Raw genomic sequence first — 20,814 nt, 5'->3', positions numbered from 1 at the left:
TGACTCTTCGCTCTACGCCCTTAGCCCTTCGCTTCCCATGAACGCTCTCCTCCCATACACTCCGCCAACAATCACCCGCCACCTCCACGGCGCGAACAGCGCGGTGAATCGCAATCGCAACGCGCACGGCCTCAATCACAACGTCTGCGAGCGCATTGATGGCGTCGCCGTCGCAGATCTCGCGGCTCGTTTTGGCTCGCCGCTGTTTGTTTTCTCCGAACGCACGCTGCGGGAGAAAATCCGCCGTGCTCGCGAGGCCTTCGAGAGCCGGTATCCGAACACGCGCTTCGCGTGGAGCTACAAAACGAACTACCTCAACGCCATCTGCCGTGTGTTTCACAGCGAGGGCAGCATCGCGGAGGTCGTGAGCGAGTTCGAGTATGAAAAGGCACGCCGCAACGGCATCGCCGGACGCGACATCATCTTCAACGGACCGCACAAAAGCCGCGAAGGCCTCGAACTCGCCGTCGCTGAAGGCGCGATGATCCAAGTCGATAACTGGGACGAGTTGCTGCTGCTCGACAGCATCGCGAAAGAGCAGAATCGCAGCATCGACCTCGCCATCCGTTGCTGGCTCGATGCCGGCATCCAGCCCGTGTGGAGCAAGTTCGGCTTCGGCGTCGAAAACGGCGAGGCCTGGCGGGTCATCCGCCGCATCGCCGAAAGCAAGGGCCGCCTCCGCCTGCAAGGCCTGCACACGCACATCGGCACCTACATTCTCGAACCGAACGCCTACAAGGTCGCCGCTGAAAAACTCGTCACGCTCATGGAGCGCTGCCGCGAGACGTATGGCTGGCAGTTGCGCTACCTGAACCTCGGCGGCGGCTTCCCCTCGCTCAGCACGCTGCATTACTCGTATCAAAGCGCCGAGCAGTTCGTGCAGCCCATCGAGAGGTATGCCGAGGCCATCACCGGCGTGCTGAACTCGCTCCCGCGCGACCGCCGTCCGCGTCTCTACCTCGAAAGCGGTCGCGCTCTTGTCGATGAAGCCGGTTATCTCATCACCAGCGTCGTCGCCGTGAAGCAAACCTCCGCCAGCGGCCCTATCACGCTCGCGGGCAAAGCCAACAAAGGCCCCGCCTACGTCCACGAAACACCTGGCACCGCGTATGTCGTCGATGCCGGCATCAACCTGCTCTACAGCGGCAACTGGTATCGCTTCAACGTGAAGCCCGCCAAAGCCCTCCGCGAGGCCGCCGCGCAACCCGTGAAGCTCTACGGCTGCCTCTGCATGAACATCGACGTCATCCGCGAGCAAGTCTCCCTGCCCGCCATGACCACTGGCGATCATCTCGTCATGCATCCCGTCGGTGCCTACAACATCACGCAGAGCATGCAGTTCATCACCTACCGTCCCGCTGTGGTCATGATCGGCCTCGACGGCCGTGTCGATGTCATCCGCGAACGCGAGGACCTCGATTACGTGCAGCGGCTGGAACGCATTCCGGATCATCTGCTGGCTTCGCCGCGGAATTGAATCGTCCTCGTCCTCCTACTCGAACTCGTCCTCGATCCTTCCGCGCCATTCCAAGAGACAAAAAGGACCGAAGCGACCCAAGTGAACCTCTAAAACACCACCATGAACCCACCATCATCCTCCCTCCCCATGATGGACCTTCTCGAAGCCACGCCAGAAAGTGGCACAGGTTTCCAACCTGTGCGTCCCAGCGCCTTCGAAGCCTTCACGACGTTCGTGAAAAGACAGGTTAAAAACCTGTCCCACTTTCTCTCACCGCTGCTCGACACCTCACGCGCCGCCAGTTCCATCTTCCTCTGCGGAAGCTGGAAAACCGGCGCACTGCTCTGTGCCTCACTGCTGCTCGTGCCGCGCTACTTTCTCTTCGCGATGTCCGCCACGCTGCTCGGCGGTTTCCTCGCGAAAATCATGCATCTACCCACCGCGATGCGCAAAGACGGCACGCTGCTCTACAATGTGCTCCTCAGCGCTCTCGCCGTCGCGTGGATCACGCGGAACACCACGCTGCCGCCTGCGGCCATCTACGGCATGCTCGGCATCGCCACGGTGTATTCGCTGCTGCTCTCCGCCGCGTTGTGGCACTGGTTTCCGCTCAAAGCAGGCCTGCCGCCGCTCAGCGTCGCCTTCGTCGTCGTGTTCGGCACGTTGCTGACCTTCTTCCCGCTCGCCGCAGCCGCTTCCGCCGCGCTGCCGTATGCGCTGCCGGCCGATCCCGCGCTGCCTTTCGTCGTGAATGCCTTCCTGCGCAGCCTTGGCACCATTTTGTTCATGCCGAATGTCTGGGCCGGTGTCGCGGTGCTCGTCGCATTGCTCGTGTGGTCACGCGTGGCCATCGTCAATGCCATCGCGGGTTACGCGGGTGGCATTCTTGTCGTGAAAATGCTCGAAGCCTGTGGCTTGCAGTGGTTCGGCTGGTTCGCGGGTCACAACTACCTGCTCGCCGGCATGGCGCTCGGGGCTGTTTACTTCGTGCCATCATGGAGCAGCCTCGCGCTGGCCTTCGGTGGCGGTGCGGTGGCCGCGTTGAACGTCGCCGCGGTGCAGCACTTCCTGCGTGGCTCCGGCTGGGAATACCTGCCGCTGCCGTATCTGCTCACGATCTGGAGTTTCCTCTGCGCCATGCGCCTGCGCGAGAAATCGGGCTCGCTGCTGCCCACCGTCGGCACTTTTGAAAACCCCGAGGCCGCCGCGGCCAGCATCGCGCTCGCGAATGCCCGCTTCCCGCATCGCCACGACACGCATGTGCTGCTGCCCACCTCGCGCGAGGTCACCGTCACGCAAGGCTTCGACGACAAGCTCTCGCATCGCGGCGATTGGAAACACGCGCTCGACTTTGAAGTGCTCGACGCCGCTGGAAACGCCTGCCCGCCCGGCTGCGACGACGATTTGAGCCGCTACTACACGCAAGGTCTCGAAGTGCGCGCTCCTGGCAGCGGCGAAGTCCTCCGCGTCATCGACAACGTGCCCGACAACGCGCCCGGCGGCTGCAACTTCGCGCAGAACTGGGGCAACCACCTCATCCTCCGCCTCGATCACGGCGGCATCGTGAAGCTCGCGCACTTCACCAAGAACGGCATCCATGTGAAACCCGGCCAGCACGTCATCGCCAGCGATCTCCTCGGTTACTGCGGCAACACCGGGCGCTCGCCTGTGCCGCACATCCACCTGCACACGCAGACCACCACCGACACCGGCGCTCCGACGACGCCCTTCTGCCTCACGAACATCTTCAGCCGCAACGACGACACACTGCGCTGGCACTTTGCCAGCGTGCCCAAAGTTGGAGCCCGCATCGCCTCGGCGACGATCTCCACCACCGTGCTGGGCACGCTGGCTCATTTTGCGCCGGGGATCGCGAGTTTCCGGGTGAGCTGTTCCGAAGGTCAGACAACGCAGGAACGCCTGACCACGAGGTTGAGCGAGACCGGTCAATACCTGTGGTCCTCAGGCGGAGGCCGGTTCACCGGCGTTCTCGGCCTCCACGCCTTGCAGATCACTGAAAGCCGCCTTGAAGGCGCTTCCGAGCTGCTGCGGCTCCTTTCGTTCGCCATGCCCACCGTGCCCTTCGCTTATCAAAGCGGCATGATTTGGGAGGATTGTGTCGCTTTGCCCGCAAAGCAGCACGGCCGGGCATGGGCGGACGCCCTGCGACCCTATCTGGGGCACAAGATGCAGCGGGTCGTCGTGCGTCATGCGCTGCATCCGACGCATCACCGCCTGCAACTGACGGCTTCGCTGCCAGGAGCGCCCGCGCATCTCCCCCGTGAGATCGAACTGACGCTGGAGCCGATTCGCGGCCTCACCCACCTCGTCGCGCGCTTCGAAACCCGCACGCTCACCTTCACCCAGACGGAATTCGAGGCCACGCTGCCCGGCGGCGAACGAGCCTGAACGTCTTCCCTTTTCACCTCTCGCCCTCCATGAAAACGACCATTGCCCTCCTCTTGTTCGCCGCGGCCTTTGTCCGTGGCGCCGATCCACAAAAAGCCGCCGAGCTCTGGCAGCAGTCGCTCGCTGACGAGTCAAACCAGGACTATGCCGCCGCTTTGAAGAAGACGCTCGAATTCAAAAGCGCGGGAGGAGAGACCTATCTGGCGGCGGTCCGCGGCGGATGGCTGTCCTACCTGGCGAAGGATTTCGAGAAGGCCGTGCAGTTCTACGTCACCGCCGCGAAACAGGAGCCGCGTGCTGTCACGCCGCATCTCGGCCTCGTTTACACCGCCCTCGAGATGCAAAAGCCGAAGGAGGCGCTGGCGGCGGCACGCAACGGCCTGAACATCGACCAATACCATTTCAAACTGCTGATGATCGCCGGGGAGCTGCTTTTCAATCAGGGCGACCACCGCAAAGCCGAGACTTACTTCGACCGTGCGCATCATCTGCACCCGGAAGACCCCACCGCCATGAGCTGGCTGGGCTGGGCACGCATCGCCCAGGGGCAGGTGAGGCTGGCCGCGCCGCTGTTTGAAAGGCTGATGCAGATCAATCCGGACGGCTATCTGGTGAGAGACGGCTTTGCCATCTCGCACGGTCCGCCGCCACGGTGACCGATGCCGTGTTCCTGCCATTGCCGCGCGGCATCGCCCGTCATAGAGTGCCACAGGCGGGGCCGTAAACTCCTCCGGCACCATGATGGCGAACCCCGACGAAAGCAGCACGACGAATGATGAAGGCCGCGGCCTGTCGTTCGTGATTCGTCATGCGGCAGCGGCGGTGTTTGACCAGTCTCTGCGTGGCTTCGGCCAGATCGTGGCGGCCAGCAGCCGCGTGACGGGTGTGTGCGTGCTGATCGGACTGTTCTGCCTGTCGGTCGAGTCGGCGCTGATGAGCCTGGGCGGGGCGTTGCTGATGTCGGCCGCTGCCCGCTGGCGTGCACGGGACGAAACCGTGCTGAAAAGCGGCCTGGTGAGTGTGAATGGAGTGCTGCTCGGCGGACTGTGGCATTTTTTCCCGCAGGTGCCGTTCTGGGCGCAGGTGGCCGCCACGGCGCTCGGCTGTCTGGCGATGGCGTTCTTCTTCGTGCCGGTGGTGGAGCGCATGCATGAGAAGAGATCGCCGTATGTGCTGTTCAGCCTGCCCTACATCGCCGCCACGTGGGCCGCGTTGCTCGCATTGATCTTTTTCGGCGTGCATGACGCGGAGCTGACACGCGGCTGGCGTGCGCTGGTGACGAACCGCTTCGAAAAGGCGGAGAAGCACTTCCTCAACACCGAACTGAGCACCGACATGGCGGAGGCGTATCGCTGCGCCGGCCTGGGCTGGAGTTTGTACCGCCGGGGGGATCAAATGGGCGCGCAGACGGCTTTTTCGCGAGTTCTCTCCCTCAAGCGGGGCGTGGCGGACGCCTATGACGGCCTGGGCTGGAGCCGCTTCCGCCAGGGACGCTATGAAGACGCGCGACTCGCTTTTCAGCGGGCGGTCGGACTGGACTCCTTCTTTGCCGACTCGTGGGACGGCCTCGGCTGGTGTGCGATGAACGAGAACAAGCCTGGGGAAGCCCGGCGGCACTTCACCGCCGCGGTGCTGTGCGCCCCGTTTTTTTCCGACGCCTTCACCGGCCTGGCTGGAACTCTGCCGGAAGGGCAGGCGAAGCGGGTGGCCACGGCCTGGAGCGGCTTTCTGAATGAGCATCTGAGCCAGGCGGCGCAGTTCACCTCATCGCGCATGTTGCTGTGCTGGCTGTGGTTCTTCATCGGCGTGCTCTGGCATTCGCGGACGAGCGCCTTGATCGCCCTGGCGGCCGTCGGGATGTGCATGGCCGGATCATCCTGGCTCCCGGTGTTTGGCGATCCGGCGTTTTCCATGAACGTGATCGTGCTGTTCCTGGCGCTCGGTGGTCACTATCTGCGGCTGAACATGAGAACGCTCGCCTGGACCGTGCTGGTCACCTTTGTGCTGGCGGCGCTGCACACGCCTTTGACGGAGGCGCTGCTGCGCGTGGGCCTGCTGCCGCTCAGCCTGCCTTTCAATGCCGGGCTGCTGGGCAGCACCGCATTCTTCGGCTGGCTGCATCGCCGTGGAACGCGGGATGAACGCGTCCCAACCGGACTGGCCGTCACCACCCCGGCACAAGTTCGCGAGGCCCTCGGGCGGGTCTGAGACGCAGCGGCGGCGGGGCCGTCATCAGCGGAGTCGTTTGCCGAAGTGGACCTCGAAGTAAACACCGAGTGATTCCACCAGCGCCCTGGCGAAGAGACGCTGGTTGTCCGGGCGGTCACGCACGTTGTTCCAGGGGCATTCGATCTGGATCGCGCTCACCGTGCCGCCGTTGCGCGAGCCGTGCGCGGCCACATCATAGACGCCGCTGAAGTAGCCGGCCATGAGGCCAGGATAAGCCTTGGACGGACTCGGCAGGCAGCGGGCGCCGTGACGCTCCAGCAGCCCGCCCAGGCTCTGTGGCCCCCGCAGCAATTGGGCGAAGGTTTGCGGCGAACGTTTGTCCAGATCGCGGATGCTGGTGGAGGCGATCAGCGCCGCGTCGGCGTTCAATTCGGCGTCGCTGGCCTTCAATTGCTCGGCTTTGACAAGATAGCCCAGCTCCACGCGCTGATCGATGTGGCGATGGCCGTGAATGTCGAGGAGCAGGCCCATGCCGTGCCTTTTCATCACGGCTTCGCAGGCTTTTCGTGCGCCGTCATGAAACCGGTGCCACGCCGCCTCCGCCGTGGGATCGCCCTGGGCCGCCTCCTTGATCTCGCGGTTGGGGTCCAGCTTCGTCCGATGCAGCCGGGAGATGATGGCGTGAGGTCTGCCGCCGAAGCGGGCCTCCATCTCCTCCATGATCATTTCAGAGAGCGGAATCGTGTTGGCGTCCATGCCGGTGACGCCGTAACGCCGGGCCAGCACGTTGTCAGGCTTCAGCATGCCGCCATGCGGGACGGTGAGGATGACGGGCAGCGTGCCGGGACGCACCTCGATGAATTCCTCCCGAGCCGGTGTCTGTGCGACAAGCGCCGTGGTGAGAAGAAGCAGGAAAAACGGAATGCGCATGGCGGCGGCAAGTGAAAGAGAGTTCGGGACGCCCTGCCACGTTTTTTTCCCGCCCATGATCCATCGTTCCGCCCTCCCGCTGCTGTTTTCCGTCTCCATCTGCTGTGCTGCCAACTGGCCCGAATGGCGCGGGCCATCGGCGCAAGGCCATGCGAGCGCTTCCGGACTGCCGGACACGTGGAGCGAGACGAGCAATGTGGCGTGGAAGACGCCGCTCCCCGGCCGCGGCCACTCCACACCGGTGATGTGGGGCGGCCAGATCTGGATGACCACGGCCATCGAAAAGGCGGCGACACCGGAGGAGACCCAGCGCCGCCTTGAATCGAACACTGGCGACCAGCCGCTCGTCGTTCTCTCCTCGGTGAGCCTGCATGCTCTCTGTGTGGATGGAAACAGTGGGAAGCTGCTGCACGACATCGAAATGCTGAACGTCAAAGACCCGCAGTGGGCGCACCAGCTCAACAGCTATGCCTCCCCGACGCCCCTGATCGAGGAAGGCCGTCTCTATGCCCATTTCGGCTCGTTTGGCACCGTGGCGCTCGACACCAAGACGCTGAAGCTGCTCTGGAAGAACGCGGAACTGCAAGTCATGCACGAAAACGGCCCTGGTTCCACCGCCGTGCTGTCCGGCGACCGTTTGATCGCCCACTTCGACGGCAGCGATCAGCAATTCATCGCCGCCTTCGACAAGAACACCGGCAAGCTCGCGTGGAAAACACCACGCAGCGGCGAAATGGACCCGCGTCCACAGCAAAGGAAGGCGTATGGCACGCCGCTCATCGTCACCATCAACGGCCAGCCACAGGTCGTCAGCTCCGCCGCCAACAACATCTACGGCTACCATCCGCAGACCGGCCAGGAGCTGTGGAAGATCCATTATGGCGAGCTCGGCTTCTCCATGTCCACCGTACCCGTCGCCGACGACCAACAGATCTATTTCAGCACCGCTTTCGGCAAATCAGCCGTCATCGCACTCAAACATGCCGGTGTGAAGACGCCTGAGGTCACGTGGAGAAACAACAAGAACGCCCCGAAGATGTGCTCGCCCGTGCTGCACGACGGCCTGCTGTTCTACATTGATGACGGCGGCATCGTGAGCTGCGTGGACACGAAAACGGGCGAGGCGCTCTACCGCGAACGACTGGGCGGCAAATTCAGCGCCTCACCGATCCTGGCAGATGGCAAACTTTACTTCTGCAGCCGTGAAGGCGTGGTGACGATCGTTCCTGCCGCGAAAGAATTCAAAATCCTCGCCCAGAACACCCTCGACGGCCCGATCATGGCCAGCCCCATCGCCGACGGCAGCGCCCTGTTCATCCGCACGGACAAGGCGCTGTACAAGATCGGGAAGTGACCCTTCGCGCATCTTGTTCCCAAATGAACATGATCCGCCGGTTCAGGTGATCGCAATCGAGTGACTACTAACACCCAACCCAACCGTCACGGATTCCCCGCCACCTGCGGCTCCGCGCGTCGATTCAGGAACTGGCGGCTCTTCACGATTTCGAGCACGGCGGCGGAGAAGTGGCCGTTTTGGGCTTTGAGCGAGGCCTGCATCTGCTGGAGGAGTTTTTTATCGCTGGGCAGGGTCTGGCGGCCGAGGGCGTAGCCGAGGAGCTTGCGGGTGAGCTGGGTGAGGAACTGGCTTTCGTTCTTCTTCAGGTAATCGCGCAGGCCGGTGAAGCCGGTGAACTTGCTGCCGTCGGTCATTTCGCCGGTGTCGTCGATCTTGCCGCCGGTGTCGTCGGTGGCGCGGAAGCGGCCGATGGGGTCAAAGCTCTCCAACGCGAAGCCGAGCGGGTCGATGCGCTCATGGCAGACGGCGCAGGCAGAGTCCGTGCGGTGCTGCATGAGGGCCTCGCGCAGGCTGGAGGGCTTGCTGGTTTCTTTGAGCTCCGGCACGTTCGGCGGTGGTGGTGGTGAGGCGATGCCGAGCACGACTTGATAAAGATAGTCACCGCGCACGACGGGGCTGGTGCGGTTCGGGCGGGAGGTCTTGGTCAAAATGGCGGCCATGCCGAGCAATCCGCCGCGATGATGCTGCGCGATGCCTTTGACCTCGCGAAAGTCGCCGCCGGTGACGTCGGGGATGCCATAGTGCTTCGCGAGGCGTTCGTTGAGGAAGGTGTAGTCGCCGCTGATGATGTCGGAGACGCTGCGATCATCCCGCACGAGATGCGCGAAGAACTCCACGGCCTCGCGTTGCATGTCGGCACGCAGTTCGGGCGTGAACTGCGGGAACTTCTTCTCATCGACAGTGCTCTTCTCGTCGAAGCCGTTGAACTTCAACCATTGCCCCGCGTATTCCTTCGCGAGCGCGGTGGCCTTTGGATCGCGCAACATGCGCTTTGTGTGCTCGGCGAGCACTTCGGGCTTCAGCAAGCTGCCATCATCGGCGGCTTTGCGGAGCTGCCAGTCCGGCAACGAGGCCCAGAGGAAGTAACTGAGGCGTGAGGCGAGCTCGTGAGCATTGAGCGGAACTTCGGTGGTCTTCGCGTCGGCGATGGGTGGCAGCGTCTCGGCCTTGAAGAGGAAATTTGGCGAGACGAGCACGCGCACGAGCACCTCACGCGCGGCGGACTCGCGGTCGAGCTCCTTCGCGCGGCTGGCGAAGTAGAGCGCATCGAGTTTTTTTGTCTCGTCCTCGGCGAGGGGCCGACGCCAGGCCTTCTTCGCGAACTCATGCAGGTGCCAGAGCAACGCGCCGTCGTATTCCTGCTGCTGCTGCTTGTTGAGGTTCGGAGTGGCGTTGTAGCCCCAGTCCTTCTTCATGGCGGCCAGCGTGTCCTTGTCCTGCTGGCCGAGGAGCTGGCCGAGCTGATCATCGCTGAAGTAATACACGGTGATGTTCGGCTTGCCGCCGCGGTAGAGATTGTTCGCGACCTCCTCCAGCCGGCGCTCGAACATGTCCGGGAAGGCGGTTTTCATCTTGTTGAAGTCGTTCATCGTCTCGCCGGACTTTTTCGTGCTGCGTTTCCAGATGGTGAGCACGCCGGGGATGATCTTCGTCACGTCGCGCGGCGTTCCCGTGGTCATGGTCCATTGGATGGTGGCCTCATCGACCTCGGGATTTTGCATGTCGAGGCGTGCGTGAGCCAGGAGCCAGTTCGCGCCTTCCGGCAAAGGCAGCGTCACGACCTGCGGCGCGGCAAAGGCGAGGACGTTTGGCTCGATGCTGCGACCGGGCTGCGGATGCTTGCCGTAAAGCGCCCGCGTCTTTTCCAATTCGGCGAGGCGGGCCTTGATGGCGTCGAGATTTGGTGGTGGCGGGTTCGCAGCGACTTGCTGACGCTTTTCTGCGAGCGCCTTGTCGAGCCAGGTCAGGTAATTGAGCTTCTGCTTGCCGATGTGGTAGTCGATTTGAGTCACGAGGGCGATGTCGCCTTTGTTGCCGTCGCCCGTGTCGCCAAAGCACAGGTGGACCTGCGTTTTGCCATTCACCGGGCCCTGCATCACATAGGGACGAATGCCGTCACTGTCCTGCTGCTGGCGCTGCACGCCGCTGCCGGGCTTCTTCGGGTTGTTCCAGCTCAGCAGATCGGCCTCGATGGCCTTGATGCGCTCGTGCGCGGTTTTTTCATCGGCGGGCAGCTCACGCCAAGGCACGCGCACGAGGTCGAGGTAGCGGCTTTTCGGCTCGGTGGAGTTCACGAGGTTCCACCAGTTGCTCAGGAAGTGAATGCTGAGCTTCATGTCCTTCGCGAGCTGGTCGAGCGGTGTTTTGGCATTCTTGTGCTTCCAGCAGGCGAGCATGTAATCACCCTCGCGCATCGGATCGAAGTCCTTTGGCAGGTGTAGCGCGGCCTTCTGCTGATACCACACGTAGAGACCCTGCTGCGCCTGTGCCTTCACCTGCTCTGGTCCACGCAGGCCGATGCGCTGCGGATGAAACACGATGCCCGTGCCCGGCATGATCGTGGCGTGGTCGGCGAGTTTCCGCGCGGCACCGAAATACTTGTCGATGGCCGCCGGGCTCATGAAGAGCACGTCGCCCGTGTTGGTGAAGCCTTCGCCACCGCCGCCGTCGGTTTGGAATTCTTTCGCCAGCGCGTAGTCGCGGCCGGTGAGGTCGCGGAGGGTGTTGTCATACTCCGCGTTCGTGAGGCGGCGCATCGTCACCGGGCCCGGGTCGCCGGATTTAGCCTCCGCGAGCACGTCGAGGTTGTGCTGCACCCAGCCGGTGATGCCGGCTTTTTCCTCGGAGGTGAGCTGCTTGGCCTTTCGCGGCGGCATGTCGCCATTGTCGATGGTGTCCTTCACATCGGACCACAGCTTGAAATTCACCGGCACATCCGGATTCGCGGCGAACTGCTTCAAATCGATGTCGCCCTTCATTTTGTCCGCGTTGTGGCACTCGTAGCATTTGGCGGCGAGCATGGACTCCACCTGTTTCCAATCAGGTGCGGCGGAGAGGCTGGACGCGGCAACGACAAATCCAGCCAAGGCGAGGTGGCGAGTGTTCAGGGGCATGTTTGGGGGATTGGGGGGCGGCTTTGATACGCCTTCCCGCCGTTTATTCCATCAGCGGCTTCCGTTCCGATTTTGCGCTTTCCTGCGCAGGTATTCGTGCGAAAGCAAAATGGCCGGAGAACCGTAGTTTTATCACCCCCCAATGAACTCTTTCCATTCACATCATGCTCCGGATCTGGAGCATGCGTTCCTCACGCGTCGCCAGATGCTGCAACGCGTCGGCATGGGTTTTGGCTCGATGGCGCTCGGCTCGCTCATGAACGGGCAGGCTGGCGCGGCGACGATGGACCCGATGGCGCTGAAAAAGCCGCACCATGAGCCGAAAGCGAAGCGCGTGGTGCATTTCTTCATGAACGGCGGCCCGTCGCAGGTGGACACCTTCGACCCGAAGCCGATGCTGGACAAATACGACGGCAAACCGCTGCCGAACGTGCTCAAAACCGAGCGGCCGACCGGCGCGGGCTTCAAATCGCCCTTCCAGTTCCGCAAACGGGGCCAGTGCGGCCTCGAGGTGAGCGAGATCTTCGATAAGGTCGGCGAATTCGCCGACGACCTTTGCGTGATCCGCTCCATGCACGCAGACGTGCCGAATCATGAGCCCTCGCTCGGTTTGATGAACAGCGGTGAAGGCCGTCTGAACCGGCCGACACTCGGTTCATGGGTCACCTACGGCCTGGGCAGCGAAAATCAGAACCTGCCGGGTTACATCGCGATGTGTCCGGGCGGCATGCCCACGCGGCGCACGAAGAACTGGCAGTCCTCCTTCCTGCCCAGCGCCTATCAGGGCGCCTACATCAACACCGAGGACACCCGCGTCGAGAAGCTGGTGGAGTTCATCCAGAACGGCTCGCTTGATTTGAAACAGCAGCGCCGCCAGCTCGACCTGCTCCAGGAGCTGAACCAGCGTCATCTGGTGCAGCAGGATCGCGACCAGCAGCTTGAGGCCCGTGTGCAAAGCTACGAACTGGCCTACCGCATGCAGATGGAGGCCACGGACGCCTTTGACATCATGAAGGAGCCTGAATCCGTGCGGAAGATGTATGGCGATCACGCCTTCGGCCGCCAGTGCCTCATCGCCCGGCGTCTGCTGGAGCGTGGCGTGCGTTTCATCCAGCTCTGGACCGGCGCAGGCCAGCCGTGGGACAATCACGACGAAATTCTCGAGCACCGGAAGCTCGGCCAGCAGACTGACGGGGCCATGGCCGCGTTCATGAGCGATTTGAAGCAGCGTGGCCTGTGGGACGAGACCCTCATGATCTGGGGCGGCGAATTCGGCCGCACACCTGCCGTGGAACTGCCGACACCCGGCTCAAACGCGGGCAAACAGCACGGTCGCGACCACAATCACTACGGTTTCACGATGTGGATGGCCGGCGGTGGTGTGCGTGGCGGATACACGCACGGCGCGACGGACGAATTCGGCTTCCAGGCCACGGAAAAGCCGGTCCACGTCCATGATTTGCACGCCACGATCCTGCAACTGCTGGGATTCGATCACGAAAAGTTCACTTATCGTTACGCGGGCCTCGATTTCCGCCTGACCGGCGTGAACGAGTGCGGCGTGGTGCGGGAATTGCTGGCTTGATGACGTCGGAAAGCCGGCCCTTGCCCGCTTGCAAGGCTGGCCCTCACGTTTAAAGTCGCGCCCTCATGCATCGAAAAATCCTCCTCGCCCTGGCCGTGCTGGCGGCTGTCTTTGTGACGATGAATGTCACCGCCCACGCCCAGCAGCCCGCGCCCGCGCCGACTGTCACCACTGCGGCAGCCCTGGAGGAAAATCCGTATGCCGATGCGCTGACTTTCGATGGTTTCGTGCGTCGCACGGGCGTGATGGCTTATCCGTTGATCGGCCTGTCGATGGTGGCGTTCTTCATGATCGTGCTGTTCACCTTCACGGTCCGCCAGGGCACGGTGGTGAGCGATGCGTTCATGAACTCGGCCGATGCCTTGATCCGCAAGCAGGATTACCTCGGCCTGTTGGCCGTGTGCAACCGCCGCAACGAATGCATCGCCCGCATCACGGCCAAGACGCTGGACTTCGCCACGCGCAATCCGACCGCGAGCTTCGAGGAGGTGAAGGAAGTGACCGAGGCGGAAGGCAACCGTCAGTCGAGTTTGCTGCTGGCACGGATCGCCTATCTCGGCGACGTCGGTGCGGTGGCTCCCATGCTCGGCCTGCTCGGCACGACGCTGGGCATGATCACGACCTTCCATGAGATTTCCGGCAAGGGGGTCGGGGGCTCGAACCAGCTCGGTCTGGCCCAAGGCGTGTCCGAAGCGCTGCTGTGCACAGCTTCCGGCCTCGTGATCGGCATTCCGGCGCTCATCTTCTACGCGATCTTCCGCGGCAAGGTGAACCGCCTCATCTCCGAGATGGAAGCCGCGACGACTCATCTCATGGCCCTGCTGGCGGTGCAATACAAACGCGCCGCACGCGCTGTGGCCGGAAACTGACCGGAACTCCCAACCCGACGCCGCGATGAACTTCCGCAAACAGCACTCCATCGAGCCCACGCCCATGCAGCTTGCGCCGCTGGTCGATGTGCTGTTCCTGCTCGTCATTTTCTTCGCCGTGACCTTCCAGTATGCGAAGGAGGAACAGGTGATGGATGTCAGCGTTCCCGCCGCCGAGGAGGGGAAGGAGAAGGAGTCCCGCAACGTCGGCGAGATCATCATCAACATCAAAAAAGACGGCGAGGTGATCGTGAACGGGCAGAAGTTCACCACTGACGAGTTGCTGGTGAAGCTGAAGAACATCGTCGCCCTCTACAAGGACCAGGCCGTGATCCTGCGTGGCGATGAGATCACGGATTACGCGCACGTGATCAAGGTTCTCGACACCTGCCAGAAGGCCGGGATCTGGAACATTGCCTTCGCCACACGCAAACCGGATGCCGACCAGCCGGTCGCACCGAAGTGAGATGATTTTCTCCGAGCCTCCAACCGTCTCACGACCCCGCATGCGCCGATTTGTTTCTTCCCTTTGTTTTCTCGCCACGTTCCCTGTCGTGGCCCAGGAGGCTCCCAAACGCGCCCTGCGTGTCGAGGACGACGCGCCCGTGCCGAAGGCGATTCCGGTGAATCCTTCCCAGCCGCCGAAGGCCATGCCCGTGCTCGATGATCCGAAGGACCGGCCGGCACCGCCCCGCACGAAGGGCCCGGACGATGACATGTTTGACTTCGCCACCCTGGCCTACGACCGTCAGGAGTGGGGCATGGCGGCGCAGAGCTACGCCAAGTATCTGCAACAATACCCGGCAGGCAGGCAGGTGCCGGACGCACTCTTCCGCATCGGCGAGTGCTACATGAAGCAGAACCAGCTCAAGCAGGCCGCTGGCTACTACGAGGAAGTCGTGAACCGCTATCCGGCCAGTGAAGGCGCTCCCTCCGCGGCCTACCGTCTCGGTGCGATGCGTTTCAATGAGTCGAAGTTCGCCGAAGCAGCGAAGCATTTCGCCTTCAGCGAGACGAAACACAAGAGTTCGCAGGTCAAACTGGCCTCCGCTTACAACAAGAGCCGCGCCTATGAGATGGCGGGGGAGAAGGACAAGCAGATCGCCGCGCTGAACAGCGTGATCGCCGTCAAAACCGACAATCCCTACCGCGAGACCGCCCTGCTCACGCTCGGCAGCCTCTATCTCGGCCAGGACAACAAGGCGGAGGCGCTGCCCATCTTTGACGAACTGGTCAAAACCAGCGCCGACCGCGCCATCGTGGCCGAGGCGTCCATCCGTGCCGCGGTGCTCTTCGCTGAGCTGAAGAAACCGGAAGAGTCGATCGCGATGTTTGAGAAGGCGCTGCGCATGCCGGAGACCAGTGAGCAGAACCGCGGCATCGCCCTCGTCGGCATCATTCAGGGCACCTACGCCAAGGGCGACTACGACGGCGTCATCGATTACTACAACAAGAACTCCGAGGTCCTGCCTCCGGGCGCCTCACGCGCGAAGATGCTGCTGCTCGTCGGTCATGCGTATCGCATGCGCAAGAGCTACGCCCGCGCCGTGGAGGTGTATTTGCTGATCGAGCAGTATCACGCCGACACCGAGGAGGCCTTCGAGGCGGGCTACTGGAAGCTGTACTGTTTCTACCTGCTCAACGACCGCGATCTGGGTGATTTCGCCACCGCGTTCATCAACCGTCACGCGCAGAACCACGCCACTCACGAGTTTCTGTCGCTTGCCCGCCTGATCCGCGCCGACTTTTACTTCAACAGGAGCGAGTTTCAGCAGGCAGCGCTCAGCTACAACGAAGTCGTCATTGAAAAACTGCCGGAGAAACTGCGTCCAGGCACGCTCTTCAACATGGGCTGGGCGCAGGCCGAGGCCGGCCGGCATCAGGAGGCGGTGGGCACCTTCACCCGCTTCATCAATGAGTATCCGCAGCACGAATACCTGCCGAAGGCCTACGCCCGCCGCGGCCTCGCGAACCGGGACGCCCGCGATCTCCCGAAGGCGAAGGCCGACTTCGAGTTCGTGACCAAGGAGTTTCCGAAGTCCGACGCGTGCGAGATGTCCTGGCTGCATCTGGGCTTCATCGCCATGGAACAGAAGGACCCGAAGGCGACGGTGAATGCCTTTGAGACGCTGCTGAAAAAGTTTCCCACGACCACGGCCGCGGCGCAGGCCTACTACGGCATCGGCCGGGGCTACTTCGACCAGAAAATTTACGACAAGGCCGTCCCCGCGCTGCGCCGCTCCATCGAGCTGGACAACAAGACTTACCTCGAGAAATCCAGCCAGATCATCATCCTCTGCGACTACGCGCAGCAGAATGCCGACAATCTGTCCAAGACCATCGACAGCTATCTGGCTGCAAAGCCCGATGGCCAGGTGCCGCCCAACATCCTGAAGTGGCTCGGCCTCAAGCTTTACAGCAACAGCGACTTCAAACGCGCCGCACGCTTCCTCGAACTGGCAGTGACGCCGCAGAATCCTGAAAACACCGAGCCGGTGGTGTGGAACTACCTAGGCATGGCCCAGCTGGAGAACCGCCAGTTCGATGCCAGCATCCAGGCCACCGAAAATTATCTCAAGTCCAACCCCGACGCCGCGTCCAGCGCCCGGGCCCAGCTCACGAAGGGCAAAGCTCTGCTCGGCAAAGGGGAGTTCGATCAGGCCGACCAAGTCGCGCAGCAGGCGCTGCAGGTGGTGAAAGACGGCAAGTTGCAGGCCGAGCTGCTCATCCTCGAAGGCGACATCTTCTCCGCGCAAGGCGACAAGCTCGCCGCCGACGGTCAGAAAGAGGCTGCCGTGGAGAAATGGAAGGCCTCAGCGGCCAAATATGCCGTGCCAAGCCAGTTCTACGAAGACCCCGACGTGACACCCGATGCGCTCTACAAGGCCGCCAAGGCCTTGCAGAAGGCTGGGGATCAGCCGTCTGCGGAAAAAATGCTCCAGCAGCTTCAGAAGCGGTATCCGAAGTATCAGCCGAAGGAGTAGGCGCAGAGATCTGAAACGGCCTGCTTGGCGGAAGTTCGACACATTCGTGTGAGGCGGAGCGAAACCAGCACGGTTCGGCCGTTCTTGCTCGATGTCATGACTCCATCACCCGTCCGCACGTTTGCCGAAGGCGTTTTGATCGACCAGCCGTGGGGAAAACTCACATGGCTGGCCTCGCGTGACTTGGGAAACTCCACGACGATGACTTTCGGCCGCGTGACCATCCCCGCAGATCAGACAAATCCGCGTCATCGTCATCCGAACTGCGATGAAATCCTGCACCTGCTGTCTGGACGGCTCGAACACAGCATCGGTGACGAAAAATTCCTGCTCCAGCCTGGCGACACGATCTCGATCCCGGCTGGTCAGTGGCACAATGCGCGTGCATTGGACGGCGTGGACGCGGAGATGGTGATCTGCTTTTCGTCGGCGGACCGGGAGACGGAGTTTGCGGCCTCGTTTCAGGCCGCGGGTGTGTGCAAACCGTAGGCTTTTACGATTTTGGCGTCTTCGCCTCCAAGATTCCAAAGACTGCGCGTGGTGATTTTGAAACCGCACTCTGAAATTACCTTTTGAAGTCGCTCGCCCCGGAAAACACAAATCGTAACCAGAGCATGGCCTCCAGCATGCGTGATCAAAGCTTTGATGACGGGAAAAGGCCGCCGGCAGAAACGCATTTCAACGACCTGATCCGGTGTGAATGCGATCTTTGCTCCAAGAGTGCGTAGTTCGATGTGACCAGACCGGTAAAGAAATGCTCCAAGGGGCCAAGTTCCCTGAGCCAGTATTGTCGGCGTCCAAATCGATATGGAGCACCTCCAAAAAGAAGGGTGGGACTCCGTGTTCATAATCAGCTTATCCCTTCGTCACCACCTCATCCAGATTCATCACGAGGTTCGCCACCATCGTCCACGCGGCGAGTTCGGCGGGGTTGAGTTTGTCGTCAGGCTTCGATTCGCCGTAGGTGATGGCTTTTTTGGCCTCTTCAGGCTTCGCGGTGTAGGCAGCGAGGTGTTTTTCGAAGGACTGGCGGATGATCTCGGCTTCCTGCGCTGAGGGGAAACGGCCGGTGGAGCTGCGGAACAGCGCGGTGATGCGTGCGTCGGTGCCGGTGTTGGTTTGCATCACGCGCTGGGCGAAATTCCGCGCGGCTTCGAAGAACTGCACGTCGTTCATCAGCGTGAGCGCTTGCAGCGGCGTGTTGCTACGCTCACGGCGCAGGCAGTAGCTCTCACGATTCGGCGCATCGAACGAAGTCATGTTCGGCGGCGGGGCGGTGCGCTTCCAGAAGGTGTAAAGGCTGCGGCGGTAGAGCGATTCGCCGTGATCCTGGATGTAGTTCTTCGTGTTGCTGCCCCCGAAAGCGACCGGTTCCCAGATGTTCTCCGGCTGGTAGGGCTTCACGCCTTTGCCACCGATTTTTGGGCTGAGCAATCCGCTCACGAACAGTGCCTGGTCGCGAACCACCTCAGCATCGAGGCGGAAACGCGGCCCGTGGGCCAGGAGACGGTTTTCCGGGTCCTGCGAACCGGCGGATGAGAACTGCGCACTCTGCCGGTAGGCATGCGACGTCACGAGCATCTTGACGAAGGACTTCATGTCCCAGCCGCCTTCGCGGAAGGTCACGGCGAGCCAGTCGAGCAGTGCCGGATGGCTCGGCGGCTCGCCCTGGGAGCCAAAGTCGTTGCTGGTTTTCACCAGTCCGATGCCGAAGAACTGCTGCCAGAGGCGGTTGACCTCCACGCGGGCCGTCAGTGGGTGCTGCGGGCTGACAAGCCACTTGGCGAGGTCGATGCGCGTGTATTTGTCCTGCTTCGGCAGGGCGGGGAAAACGGCGGGCGTGCCATGGGTGACCTTGTCTTTCGGCTTGTCGTATTGGCCGCGCTCCATGACGAAGCTGTCCCGGGGCTGCGGAAGGTCGGCCATGATGAAGGTGGCGGGGATCACATCCTCCAGCGCCTTCTTCTTGGCTTCGAGCGCCAGTTTCTCTGCCCTGGCGCCTTCCACTACCTCGCGGGCGCCTTGGTATTCATTTTCAAACCACCACTCCTTCAGGCGTGCGACTTCCTTCTCCGGCCATTCGACGGCTTTCTTCCCACGGACGAGCGTCTGCAGGTCGTTCGGCAGTCCTTCGATGCGCCGGCCCTGGCTTTTCTCCGTCCACACCGCCCACGACCACTGCGGATCCTTCGCTGGATCGACGCGTGAGCTCATGGCGAGGTGGTCCCAGCTCACTGTGCCGCCAAACTGGGTGAAGGCATAGCCGGTGACCTTCGCGCCGGGCTTGAGGCCGAGTTTGTCCGCCGTGACTTCGAGTTTCACCCATTTTCCGGCCTCCGGCAGATTCCCAACGCGCACACGCTCCGGCGTGCGCACTTTGCCAAAGGGGATGGCACCCTCTTCACCCCACACGGCCCGGTGGTTCCAGCCTGCGGTATGGAATTGCAGCATGACGGCCTTCGGCGGGTTCTTGGCGTCGATGAAGCACTGCACACTGAACTTTCCGTTCGGTGGAATCGTGAAGCTGCCGCCTGCGGAGAAGAAATCCTGCGACACGCCGGTCGCGGTTCGGGTCAGAGCCGCGTTGCCGCTGAAGACGGGCCCTTTGTCCTTGGTCACAATCTGCGTCGGGTGGCCGCCGCTCGATTCGACGTTCGCCTTTGGCGGGAAAGCATCTTCAAACCAGACCACTTCGCTGGTTTGAACCGGTGGCGGCGGATTCACGGTCGAAGGATCGACGTAGTTCAGGGATTTGATCGACTCACGGATCTTCGTCTGCGTCGCGGCGATCTTCTGCTCGAAATCGGTGAGTTGTTTCTTCTGCTCGTCGGTGCTGAGTCGCAGCGTCGGTGGGGTCAGCAGGATGTTGCCGTCCATCGCCGGGTCGGCGGCGCTGTTGAAGAAGGCATACATCGAATAAAACTCCTTCTGCGAGATCGGGTCGAACTTGTGGTCGTGGCACACGGCGCAGCCCGCCGTGAGGCCCAACCACACCGCCATCGTCGTTTCTGTGCGGTCTACGGCGTAGCGGAAGATGAATTCCTCATTGATTGATCCGCCTTCGCTGGTGGTGACGTTGCAGCGATTGAAGCCGGAGGCGATTTGCTGGTCCACCGTGGCATTCGGCAGGAGATCGCCCGCGAGCTGCCAGAGCGTGAACTGATCGAAGGAGAGGTTCTGATTGAACGCACGCACCACCCAGTCGCGATACGGCCACATGCTGCGCTCGTTGTCGAGGTGGAGACCATGGGTGTCGGCGTAGCGGGCCGCATCCAGCCACTGGCGGCCCATGTGCTCGCCATAGCGCTCGGACTTCAACAGGCGGGCGACGACTTTTTCATAAGCGTCCGGGCTCGTGTCGGCGAGGAAGGTGTCGATCTCGGCCAAAGTCGGCGGCAGGCCGGTCAGATCGAGCGTCACACGGCGGATCAGCGTCTCCTTGGACGCTTCGGGGGCCGGCGAAAGCCCTTCCTCGGCCAGACGAGCTTGGATGAAGGCATCAATCGGATTGCGGATCGGCTGTGACGCGGTCGTCTTTGGCACTGCAGGCTTCACCGGCGTTTCAAAGCTCCAGTGCTTCTTGTATTCCGCGCCTTCCTTGATCCAGCGCTTCAGGATCTCGATCTGCTCCGGTTTGACCTTCTTGTGCGTGTCCGGCGGCGGCATCACCTCGTCCTCATCGGTCGAAACGATGCGTTGGATGATCGTGCTGAGCTCCGGACTGCCCGGTTTCACGGGAAACTGGCCGTCGATGGCCGTGAACGCGCCCTCCGGCACATCGAGGCGCAGATCGGCCTTCCGCTTCTTCGCATCGAAGCCATGACAGGCGAAGCAGTTGTCACTGAGGATCGGCCGGATGTCGCGATTGAAGTCGAGCTTGCCCGCGGCGGAGGCAGTGAGCGGTAGGACGGCCAAGGCGAGTGAAAGGCGGCAGTTCAT

Annotated in this window: 13 protein-coding genes; 10 read left to right on the top strand and 3 right to left on the bottom strand. The window is 62.2% G+C overall.

The window, feature by feature from the left end:
* Nucleotides 1-37: 37 nt before the first annotated feature.
* The 4 genes from IAE77_RS30620 to IAE77_RS30605 all read left to right on the top strand — a co-directional run bounded on the left by IAE77_RS30620 (nucleotide 38) and on the right by IAE77_RS30605 (nucleotide 6,076).
* Complete coding sequence (locus IAE77_RS30620) at nucleotides 38-1,477, top strand: alanine racemase (protein ID WP_294235446.1); 1,440 nt, start codon at nucleotides 38-40, stop codon at nucleotides 1,475-1,477.
* A gap of 102 nt (nucleotides 1,478-1,579) precedes the next feature.
* Nucleotides 1,580-3,868, top strand: coding sequence for an urea transporter (locus IAE77_RS30615; RefSeq protein ID WP_294235444.1), 2,289 nt, complete (start codon nucleotides 1,580-1,582; stop codon nucleotides 3,866-3,868).
* A gap of 29 nt (nucleotides 3,869-3,897) precedes the next feature.
* Nucleotides 3,898-4,524 carry a tetratricopeptide repeat protein gene (locus IAE77_RS30610; protein ID WP_294235443.1) on the top strand — a complete coding sequence of 209 codons (627 nt, stop codon included), beginning with the start codon at nucleotides 3,898-3,900 and terminating at the stop codon, nucleotides 4,522-4,524.
* An 82-nt stretch (nucleotides 4,525-4,606) separates the two neighbouring features.
* Nucleotides 4,607-6,076, top strand: a complete 1,470-nt coding sequence (locus IAE77_RS30605; RefSeq protein ID WP_294235442.1) for an urea transporter — start codon at nucleotides 4,607-4,609, stop codon at nucleotides 6,074-6,076.
* A 24-nt stretch (nucleotides 6,077-6,100) separates the two neighbouring features.
* Here IAE77_RS30605 and IAE77_RS30600 read toward each other — a convergent pair whose 3' ends face one another.
* On the bottom strand, nucleotides 6,101-6,967 hold the full coding sequence (locus IAE77_RS30600; protein ID WP_294235441.1) for a hypothetical protein: 867 nt from the start codon (nucleotides 6,965-6,967) through the stop codon (nucleotides 6,101-6,103).
* Nucleotides 6,968-7,022: 55 nt separating this feature from the next.
* Here IAE77_RS30600 and IAE77_RS30595 point away from each other — a divergent pair, with 55 nt between their 5' ends.
* Complete coding sequence (locus tag IAE77_RS30595; RefSeq protein ID WP_294235440.1) at nucleotides 7,023-8,321, top strand: PQQ-binding-like beta-propeller repeat protein; 1,299 nt, start codon at nucleotides 7,023-7,025, stop codon at nucleotides 8,319-8,321.
* An 86-nt stretch (nucleotides 8,322-8,407) separates the two neighbouring features.
* Here IAE77_RS30595 and IAE77_RS30590 read toward each other — a convergent pair whose 3' ends face one another.
* On the bottom strand, nucleotides 8,408-11,437 hold the full coding sequence (locus IAE77_RS30590; protein ID WP_294235439.1) for a DUF1592 domain-containing protein: 3,030 nt from the start codon (nucleotides 11,435-11,437) through the stop codon (nucleotides 8,408-8,410).
* Between the two features lie 142 nt (nucleotides 11,438-11,579).
* Between IAE77_RS30590 and IAE77_RS30585 the strand changes: the two genes are divergently transcribed.
* From IAE77_RS30585 to IAE77_RS30565, 5 genes are all read left to right on the top strand, one after another.
* Nucleotides 11,580-13,022, top strand: a complete 1,443-nt coding sequence (locus tag IAE77_RS30585; RefSeq protein ID WP_294235437.1) for a DUF1501 domain-containing protein — start codon at nucleotides 11,580-11,582, stop codon at nucleotides 13,020-13,022.
* Between the two features lie 65 nt (nucleotides 13,023-13,087).
* The gene (locus IAE77_RS30580; protein ID WP_294235435.1) at nucleotides 13,088-13,891 is read left to right on the top strand and encodes a MotA/TolQ/ExbB proton channel family protein; all 804 of its coding nucleotides are present in this window, start codon (nucleotides 13,088-13,090) and stop codon (nucleotides 13,889-13,891) included.
* A 25-nt stretch (nucleotides 13,892-13,916) separates the two neighbouring features.
* A complete protein-coding gene (locus IAE77_RS30575) occupies nucleotides 13,917-14,357 on the top strand; it encodes a biopolymer transporter ExbD (protein WP_294235433.1) in 441 nt (146 codons plus the stop codon).
* A 40-nt stretch (nucleotides 14,358-14,397) separates the two neighbouring features.
* A complete protein-coding gene (locus tag IAE77_RS30570; RefSeq protein ID WP_294235431.1) occupies nucleotides 14,398-16,875 on the top strand; it encodes a tetratricopeptide repeat protein in 2,478 nt (825 codons plus the stop codon).
* A gap of 96 nt (nucleotides 16,876-16,971) precedes the next feature.
* The gene (locus IAE77_RS30565; protein WP_294235429.1) at nucleotides 16,972-17,364 is read left to right on the top strand and encodes a cupin domain-containing protein; all 393 of its coding nucleotides are present in this window, start codon (nucleotides 16,972-16,974) and stop codon (nucleotides 17,362-17,364) included.
* A 366-nt stretch (nucleotides 17,365-17,730) separates the two neighbouring features.
* Here IAE77_RS30565 and IAE77_RS30560 read toward each other — a convergent pair whose 3' ends face one another.
* Nucleotides 17,731-20,814 (bottom strand): PSD1 and planctomycete cytochrome C domain-containing protein, encoded by a 3,084-nt coding sequence (locus IAE77_RS30560; RefSeq protein WP_294235427.1) that lies wholly within the window; start codon nucleotides 20,812-20,814, stop codon nucleotides 17,731-17,733.

Source organism: Prosthecobacter sp. (assembly GCF_014879935.1).
GTDB lineage: Bacteria > Verrucomicrobiota > Verrucomicrobiia > Verrucomicrobiales > Verrucomicrobiaceae > Prosthecobacter.
Note: the sequence above shows the minus strand (reverse complement) of the source record. Positions and strands in the feature narration are given on the sequence as shown.

Bases quoted from the DNA above. Each gene is read 5' to 3' on its own strand.
- IAE77_RS30595 (WP_294235440.1), top strand. From the start codon at position 7,023: ATGATCCATCGTTCCGCCCTCCCGCTGCTGTTTTCCGTCTCCATCTGC.
- IAE77_RS30575 (WP_294235433.1), top strand. From the start codon at position 13,917: ATGAACTTCCGCAAACAGCACTCCATCGAGCCCACGCCCATGCAGCTT.
- IAE77_RS30560 (WP_294235427.1), bottom strand. From the start codon at position 20,814: ATGAACTGCCGCCTTTCACTCGCCTTGGCCGTCCTACCGCTCACTGCC.
- IAE77_RS30590 (WP_294235439.1), bottom strand. From the start codon at position 11,437: ATGCCCCTGAACACTCGCCACCTCGCCTTGGCTGGATTTGTCGTTGCC.
- IAE77_RS30620 (WP_294235446.1), top strand. From the start codon at position 38: ATGAACGCTCTCCTCCCATACACTCCGCCAACAATCACCCGCCACCTC.
- IAE77_RS30605 (WP_294235442.1), top strand. From the start codon at position 4,607: ATGATGGCGAACCCCGACGAAAGCAGCACGACGAATGATGAAGGCCGC.
- IAE77_RS30600 (WP_294235441.1), bottom strand. From the start codon at position 6,967: ATGCGCATTCCGTTTTTCCTGCTTCTTCTCACCACGGCGCTTGTCGCA.
- IAE77_RS30585 (WP_294235437.1), top strand. From the start codon at position 11,580: ATGAACTCTTTCCATTCACATCATGCTCCGGATCTGGAGCATGCGTTC.
- IAE77_RS30610 (WP_294235443.1), top strand. From the start codon at position 3,898: ATGAAAACGACCATTGCCCTCCTCTTGTTCGCCGCGGCCTTTGTCCGT.
- IAE77_RS30570 (WP_294235431.1), top strand. From the start codon at position 14,398: ATGCGCCGATTTGTTTCTTCCCTTTGTTTTCTCGCCACGTTCCCTGTC.
- IAE77_RS30615 (WP_294235444.1), top strand. From the start codon at position 1,580: ATGAACCCACCATCATCCTCCCTCCCCATGATGGACCTTCTCGAAGCC.
- IAE77_RS30565 (WP_294235429.1), top strand. From the start codon at position 16,972: ATGACTCCATCACCCGTCCGCACGTTTGCCGAAGGCGTTTTGATCGAC.
- IAE77_RS30580 (WP_294235435.1), top strand. From the start codon at position 13,088: ATGCATCGAAAAATCCTCCTCGCCCTGGCCGTGCTGGCGGCTGTCTTT.